Below are 6637 nucleotides of genomic sequence, written 5' to 3' on the forward strand. Positions count from 1 at the left end.
GTGGCGTAGACACCCTCTGTGCTACCGAGAGGCCCTGCCTTCATGCCCCCGCGCGGCCACAATCACCTGAACAGCACGCCCGTACGGAACCCCCAGCTCCACACTCGGTTTCGAGAAGCCCTCTAACCCGCGTGGGTGCCTGGTGTGCCTGCCGACGTGTACGCGATCACGCGGCTTGGCCACCTTCCTCCTCCTCGGTGCTGTCCGTCGTGGGTGTGGCCGCCGAGGGCGCGGCACTCGCCCGGATGCGTTCCACCTCGAGCGCGGCGTCTTCGATCGGGAAGCCGGCATCGACCAGCAGTCGTACGCCCGTCTCCAGTGAGAGAACCCCTGCCCGCACCCCGCGTGCCACCAGCTCCAGCGCGGCGGACAGATCCGTGGGCAGGTAGGCGCCGAAGGCGATCGTGGCATCAAGGCCGCCGCACATGACGCGGGCCTGCCTCCCGAAATGGTCGCCGGCATCGCCTGGCAGGAGGTCATGGGCGATCCCGCCATCGCGGACGACCTGGCGTACGAAGGCCGCAAAGTCCTGCCTTTCGCCAAGGACCCCGACGAGACGTCGATGGGCCCTCTGTCCATCCAGGTTCGCCGTGTCGCCGAGGTGCTCGGCTACGACCCGCACCACCTCACGGACGCGCAACGGGACCAGGTCGTGGAGGCGATCAAGGATTCCGCACAGAACATCTTCGTCGCCTCGGAGTACCTTGCCCAGCTCAAGGCGGAGAGCGGCTTCGCCGATGTACCCCCGGAACAGATGACTCGCGAGCAGATGCAAGAGCTCGCCGCCCGCTACAACGGCGGCCCCTATTACGAGGACCCGAACGCCCAGGCATATGGTCGGGGCTTCGTAGCCGCAGGCACGGCGGTCGCCGCACATCCGCTCCAGCGGGTAGGAACTGCCGGCTACCGTGAAGGCGGTCAGGTCCGCGGTGTCCGTCGTCGTGACGGCCGGGTCGACGGCGACGACCAGGCGGTCGAGCGGTGGGACCGCAGTGCGGGCGATGGGAAAGCCCTCCACCTCGAACATCCACTGCTTCCACAGGGCGCCCTCGACGTCTTCGAGTAGCACGCCGTCCAGCTCCTGGCGGCCAGGCGGGTGCCGCCGTATAGAGGACCCCCGTCATGAACCTTTTCGCGTCGCTGATGCGCACTGTCGTCCCCATCGCCGTAGGCGTGCTCCTCGGTCTCGCCGCGCGGGCCGGGCTCGACCTCGACGACGCCACCGTCACCGCCACCCTCACGACGCTGTACTACGCGCTGTTCCGCGTGCTGGAGGAGGCCGCCGGCCGCATCGGGTGGGAGCCGCTGCGCGTGGTCGCCGGTGTGCTGCTGGGGTGGGCGCGCCCGCCCGCCTACAACCCGCCTGGCGAGGGAGCAGCGCGATGACGAGCCCCGATCCGGGCGTGTACATCAGCCCGGCGCAGACGTATCAGGGGGTGCGGGGGCTGTCGAAGGCGGTACACCGGATCGAAGCCAAGATCGACGGCGTCCTGAACGAGACGAAGAACTTGCGCGACGACGTCGCCGACCACGAGGCCCGCATCCGCGCGCTGGAGCGCGCCCGCTGGCCAGTGCCCACGATCGGTGTCCTCGCCGGTGTGGCCGGCGCCGCCACCGGCGCTGTCTCCCTCTTCGCGCGGTGAACACGAACGCCCCCTGCACACCCCCGTCGTGGGGGTGGGCAGGGGGCGTTTCGTCATGCCCGGACGCAGGAACATCGCGCTTGCCGCCACACGAGAAAGGTCTCGCCCCATACCCTGGCAGTGCGACCTGATCAGAGAGGGGCGAGACCATGCCATCTGATGCTACCCCGGACCCGTACTCCGACCCGCTGGCCTTCGGACAGCGCTTGCAGATCCTCCGCCAGCGCCGCGGCATGAACCGGCCGGTGCTCGCCGGCCTGCTCGGCAAGAGCCCCTCGTGGCTGAAACAGGTGGAGACTGGCACGCTCCAAACGCCGAAGCTGCCCATCATCCTGCGCATCGCCGAACTGCTCCGCGTCCGCGACCTGGCCGACCTGACAGGTGATCAGAGCATGCACGTCGACCTGTTCGTCGGGCCCGGCCACCCGCGGCTTGCCGCGGTGAAGGCTGCCGTCGACGCCTTCCCGCTCGCCGCCTCGGACCACGAGGCACCGTCGACGCAGCACCTGCGGCACCGCCTGGACCGGGCGTGGGCGGCCCGCCACGAGGCACCGAACCACCGCGAGGTCGTGGGCGCGCTGCTGCCGGACCTGATCCGCGACGCGCAGCTGGCCGTCCGCCAGGCCGACACCGCCCCCGCACGGCGCGCAGCACAGGCCGTCCTCTCCGAGGTCTACAGCCTCAGCCAGTTCTTCGTCGCCTACCAGCCCGACTCCTCCCTGCTCTGGCGCGTCGCCGAGCGCGGCATGGTCGCGGCCCAGGACAGCGAGGACCCGCACGCTATCGGCGTCGCCGCCTGGCTGGCCGCACAGGCCCACCGCGACTCGGGCCCGAACCACTACGACGCCGCCGACGCCGTCACCATGGAGGCACTGCGCTACCTCGAGCCGCACCTGCCCGACGCCAGCGACGACGTCCTGGCGATCGCCGGCGCGCTGCAGGCCGAGGCCGGGTACACGGCGGCCCGCCGCGGGGAGAGCGGCGAGGCGTGGGGCTGGTGGGACAAGGCGGAGAAGACATCCCGCAAGCTGCCCGCCGACTACTACCACCCGGTCACCAGCTTCAGCCGGGCCATCATGGGCGCGCACGCCGTGACGGTGGCGGTCGAGCTGCACCAGGGCGGTGAGTCGGTGCGGCAGGCCGCGCGCGCCGACAAGACCGTCATCAAGTCCCGGCCGCGCCGGGCACGGCACCGCATCGAGGAGGCCCGCGGCTACCAGCTCGACGGGCAGCCCGATACCGCACTGGCCACGCTGGACAAGGCTTGGGAGGCCGCCCCCGAGACGATCCAGTACAACGGCTACGCCCGGCGGATCATCCTTGAGGAGACGGAGGCGCAGCAGCCCGAGCGGCGCCGGCGCGCCTCGGAACTGGCGGTGAAGCTGGGCCTCCTGGCAGCCTGACGATGGGGCAGGATTCCTGCCCCATCCCCTGTTGTGCCGCCCCTACGGTCGTCTCCGTGAATCGGAGCACCATCGATCGGGGAGGCAGCGCCGTGCCCAGCGAGACCGCGAGCAGCAGTACGACGTATGACATTCCGCCGGAGGTCGAGGGCCTCCTCGTAATGCCCTCGCCCGCCAAGCTGACCCCGGACCAGGTCCGCGGCGCCGCGTGCGTGTGGGGTGGGGAGCCGCTCACCGTGCACACGGCCGTCGATCTCGGCGTGCGCACCACCGGGCTCAGCGCAGAGCCCGATCTCGGGGGCCGCTGGTACCCGCGCGCCTGCCGCTCGCACATCGCGGTCGCCCGCGAACTGCGCGCTCCAGGCGCACGTCGGCGAGTGCGAGCAGTGCGTCGACGACGTCACCCAGTGCGCCACCGGCATGGCCCTGGCCCGGCTGACGAGGGGACGCCGCCCGTGATCTGCGCCCGATGCGACAAGCCCATCCGGCCGGGCGAGGAGTACGTGCGGGTCGACAACCCTGGCGCCTCCGGGGCCGGCGCGACGCTGTACATCCACGCCGTGCGGTGCGTGCCCGTACCGCAGCAGACGTACCCGGTCCGCCCGCTCGGCCGGTAGAGAGACTGGCGGCCGTTCCTGCCACCCCGTCGGGGGCGGCCGTCACCATCCCCCGGCGCCGGGCTCTTGGCCGGGTCTCACCGGCGTCGGGGACGGCGGCCCGCTCGACGGCGAGCACCACCAGGGCGGGCCGCTCACCGCACCAGGTCGGCGACGTGAACTCCCGTCGCGTCGGCCAGGAGAAGCAGATCGTCCAAGGTGGGGACGCGGACGCCGTACTCTCAGCGGTGGATCGTGCGATGGGCCCGGCCGATGCGCTCGCCGAGTTGCATCTGCGTGAGGTCGGCGCGCAGGCGCGCCGCGCGGATGCGGGCCCCGATCTCCCGGCGGCGGGTGAGTACCCAGCCGGGCAGCGGATCGAGTGGCACTCGCCCCACGCTGTATGGATCATGACCTCTTGTCTTTGCCTGGCTGGGCAAATTTAATGATCACGAGTGGGGGAACCTCACAGACGCCGGGCGCGGCCCTGGTGGCGGGAAGGCGCTCGGCACGGAAGCGGCCGACGGGCGTGCGCGTCTCCGCCTGATCTCGGCCGTCAGGCGCCCAGACTGAGTGAAGGCGCCCCGCCCCGTGGGCCATCGGCCTCGGGGCGGTCTACGGTAGATACGGAAGGCCCCCGTCGACGACTGCGACGGGGCCCCTCGCCTGCTCGGGCCGGCCTCGCCGCCAGCGCCGTACAGGTCACTGGGACGCGCGTCTCTGGCGCGCGTGGGGGAGACGCGCCAACCCGTCCCGGTGCGGCCACTCTACGTGTCATATGCAGGTAGTCCAGTCCCCTGAATGGGTGAGCCTGTATCAAGATCGCGTGGGGATGTGGCATCCGTGTGGCATCCGATCATGAAACGGGCCCGCCGTTCGATTTGAACGGCGGGCCTTGGCCTCTCTGACCTGCTGCGCAGTCTGTGCCCCCGGCAGGATTCGAACCTGCGACACCCGCTTTAGGAGAGCGGTGCTCTATCCCCTGAGCTACGAAGGCGGGGGCTTGATCGAAACCTTGCACGGAACTCGGTGAACCGGCCGTGACCAGGTCTCTTCGGTAAGCCCTGAGCGTCCAGGGCCGACGGCTGCGGCATGGCCTGGGTGGCATGCTGCAGCGCCCGCCTGGGCGCTCGATCCACAGGGTACCGGATCGGGGCTCGGATGGCGTCCCGCTGTGTGGTGTAGGGGATCTTCGCGGTTGAGTGCGCGGGTTCTGCTCCCTGGGGTGCACCGTCTGCCGGTGTCTGCTCCCTGCTCAACTGGCAGGCCACCGTGCAACTGTCCGGAGTGAACGGGCAGTTCGACCCCAGGGGGTGCACGATGGCCTTGTCCCAGCATGACCTACTTCGCCTGCTTGAGTCACTACGTTCGGCGGATGGTCTTGAACTGGTCCGGGAGGTGGCCGAGCGGCTGCTGCAGGAACTGATCGAGGCCGAGGCCACCACGAAGATCGGCGCCGAGTGGGGCGAACACACCGACACCCGCACCACCTGGCGCAACGGGCACCGGGAGAAGACGGTAACCACGCAGGCCGGCGACCTGGAACTCGCCATCCCGAAACTGCGGACCGGCAGTTTCTTCCCCAGCCTCCTGGAGCGCCGGCGGCGCATCGACCAGGCCCTCTACGCGGTCATCATGGAGGCATACGTCCACGGCGTCTCCACCCGCTCGGTCGACGACCTGGTCAAAGCCCTCGGCTCCGACACCGGGATATCCAAGAGCGAGGTGTCCCGGATCTGCGCGGACCTGGACGAACAGCTGGCCGCCTTCCGCACCCGGCCGCTGGACCACATCCGGTTCCCCTACCTGTTCCTCGACGCCACCTACGTCAAGGCCCGCGTCGACCACCGCATCGTCTCCCAGGCCGTCGTCATCGCCACCGGAGTCACCCAGGACGGCGGCCGCGAAGTCGTCGGCGTCATGGTCGGCGACAGCGAGACCGAAGCCTTCTGGAGCCAGTTCCTGCGCCACCTGCGCGAACGCGGCCTGAGCGGAGTCCGCCTGGTCATCTCCGACAGCCACAGCGGCCTGGTCAAAGCGATCCGCAAGGTCATGCTCGGCGCCGCCTGGCAGCGCTGCCGGGTCCACTTCGTCCGTAACGTCTTCGCCGTGATCCCGAAAGGCTCGGCGGAGATGGTCGCAGCGACGATCCGCACGGTCTTCGCCCAGCCCACCGCGGACGCGGTCCGCACCCATCTCGACACCGTCGCCGACATGCTCGGCCGACAGTTCCCGAAGGTCAAAGAGATGCTGCTGGAGGCCAAGGAGGACCTGACCGCCTTCGCCGACTTCCCCCACCAGCACTGGAAGAAGATCCAGTCCACGAACCCGCTCGAGCGGCTGAACCGGGAAATCAAACGCCGCACCGACGTCGTCCAGGTCTTCCCGAACCCACCCGCAGTCCTCCGCCTGGCCACCGCGGTCCTCGCCGAACTCCACGACGAATGGATCGCCTTCCCCCGCCGCTACCTCTCCAACGAAAGCATGGACGCCCTCTACCCCGACGACACAGTCGTCCTGCCCGCCACATCAAACGACTGATCGCCTACACCACGACAAGGGACATGACCGGGGCTGGTCGTGCCCCTTGGAGTGGTGTAGGCGATCATTCGTCGGTGGCGGGCAGCAGGGTGGTCTTGTCCGGATAGAGGCTGTCCATGCTCTCGTTGGACAGGTAGCGGCGAGGGAAGGCGATCCACTCGTCGTGCAGCTCGATCAGGACGGCGGTGGCGAGGCGTTCGACGGCGGCGTCGTTGGGGAAGACCTGGACGACGTCGGCCCGGCGTTTGACCTCGCGATTTAAGCGCTCCAGCGGGTTGGTCGACTGGATCTTCTTCCAGTGCTGGTGAGGGAAGTCGGCGAAGGCGGTCAGCTCGTCCTTGGCCTCCAGGAGCATCTCCTTCACCTTGGGGAACTGCTTGCCGAAGGCGTCGGCGACGGTGTCGAGCTGGGCGCGGACCGAGACGGCGTCGGGCTGGGCGAAGATCGTGCGGAT

Annotated in this window: 7 protein-coding genes, 1 tRNA gene and 1 pseudogene; 6 read left to right on the forward strand and 3 right to left on the reverse strand. The window is 69.6% G+C overall.

Translation table 11 applies throughout. The features are described 5' to 3' along the window. Positions 1-409: 409 nt before the first annotated feature. The 5 genes and pseudogenes from MTQ10_RS31745 to MTQ10_RS26020 form a co-directional block, all read left to right on the forward strand. A pseudogene (locus MTQ10_RS31745) lies at positions 410-847 on the forward strand (hypothetical protein); the annotation flags it as partial. A 275-nt stretch (positions 848-1122) separates the two neighbouring features. Further along, entirely contained in the window at positions 1123-1386 is a 264-nt protein-coding gene (locus MTQ10_RS26005; RefSeq protein ID WP_247472598.1) for a hypothetical protein, read from the forward strand. Beyond that, entirely contained in the window at positions 1383-1643 is a 261-nt protein-coding gene (locus MTQ10_RS26010) for a hypothetical protein (protein ID WP_247472599.1), read from the forward strand. The genes MTQ10_RS26005 and MTQ10_RS26010 overlap by 4 nt, the downstream gene beginning before the upstream one ends. A gap of 149 nt (positions 1644-1792) precedes the next feature. Continuing rightward, on the forward strand, positions 1793-3046 hold the full coding sequence (locus MTQ10_RS26015) for a helix-turn-helix domain-containing protein (RefSeq protein WP_247472600.1): 1254 nt from the start codon (positions 1793-1795) through the stop codon (positions 3044-3046). A 455-nt stretch (positions 3047-3501) separates the two neighbouring features. Continuing rightward, positions 3502-3663, forward strand: coding sequence for a hypothetical protein (locus tag MTQ10_RS26020; RefSeq protein WP_247472601.1), 162 nt, complete (start codon positions 3502-3504; stop codon positions 3661-3663). 221 nt (positions 3664-3884) lie between these two features. On the opposite strand, the gene MTQ10_RS26025 is transcribed toward MTQ10_RS26020, so the two are convergent. Next, positions 3885-4031, reverse strand: coding sequence for a hypothetical protein (locus MTQ10_RS26025; protein WP_247472602.1), 147 nt, complete (start codon positions 4029-4031; stop codon positions 3885-3887). Positions 4032-4566: 535 nt separating this feature from the next. Then, a tRNA-Arg gene (locus tag MTQ10_RS26030) sits at positions 4567-4639 on the reverse strand. Between the two features lie 323 nt (positions 4640-4962). Between MTQ10_RS26030 and MTQ10_RS26035 the strand changes: the two genes are divergently transcribed. Continuing rightward, positions 4963-6183, forward strand: a complete 1221-nt coding sequence (locus MTQ10_RS26035; protein ID WP_247472603.1) for an IS256 family transposase — start codon at positions 4963-4965, stop codon at positions 6181-6183. A gap of 64 nt (positions 6184-6247) precedes the next feature. Here MTQ10_RS26035 and MTQ10_RS26040 read toward each other — a convergent pair. Next, positions 6248-6637, reverse strand: a 390-nt coding sequence (locus tag MTQ10_RS26040) for a transposase (RefSeq protein ID WP_247472604.1), incomplete at its 5' end; no start/stop codon positions are given.

This window comes from Streptomyces sp. XM83C (genome assembly GCF_023072675.1).
GTDB lineage: Bacteria > Actinomycetota > Actinomycetes > Streptomycetales > Streptomycetaceae > Streptomyces > Streptomyces thermocoprophilus.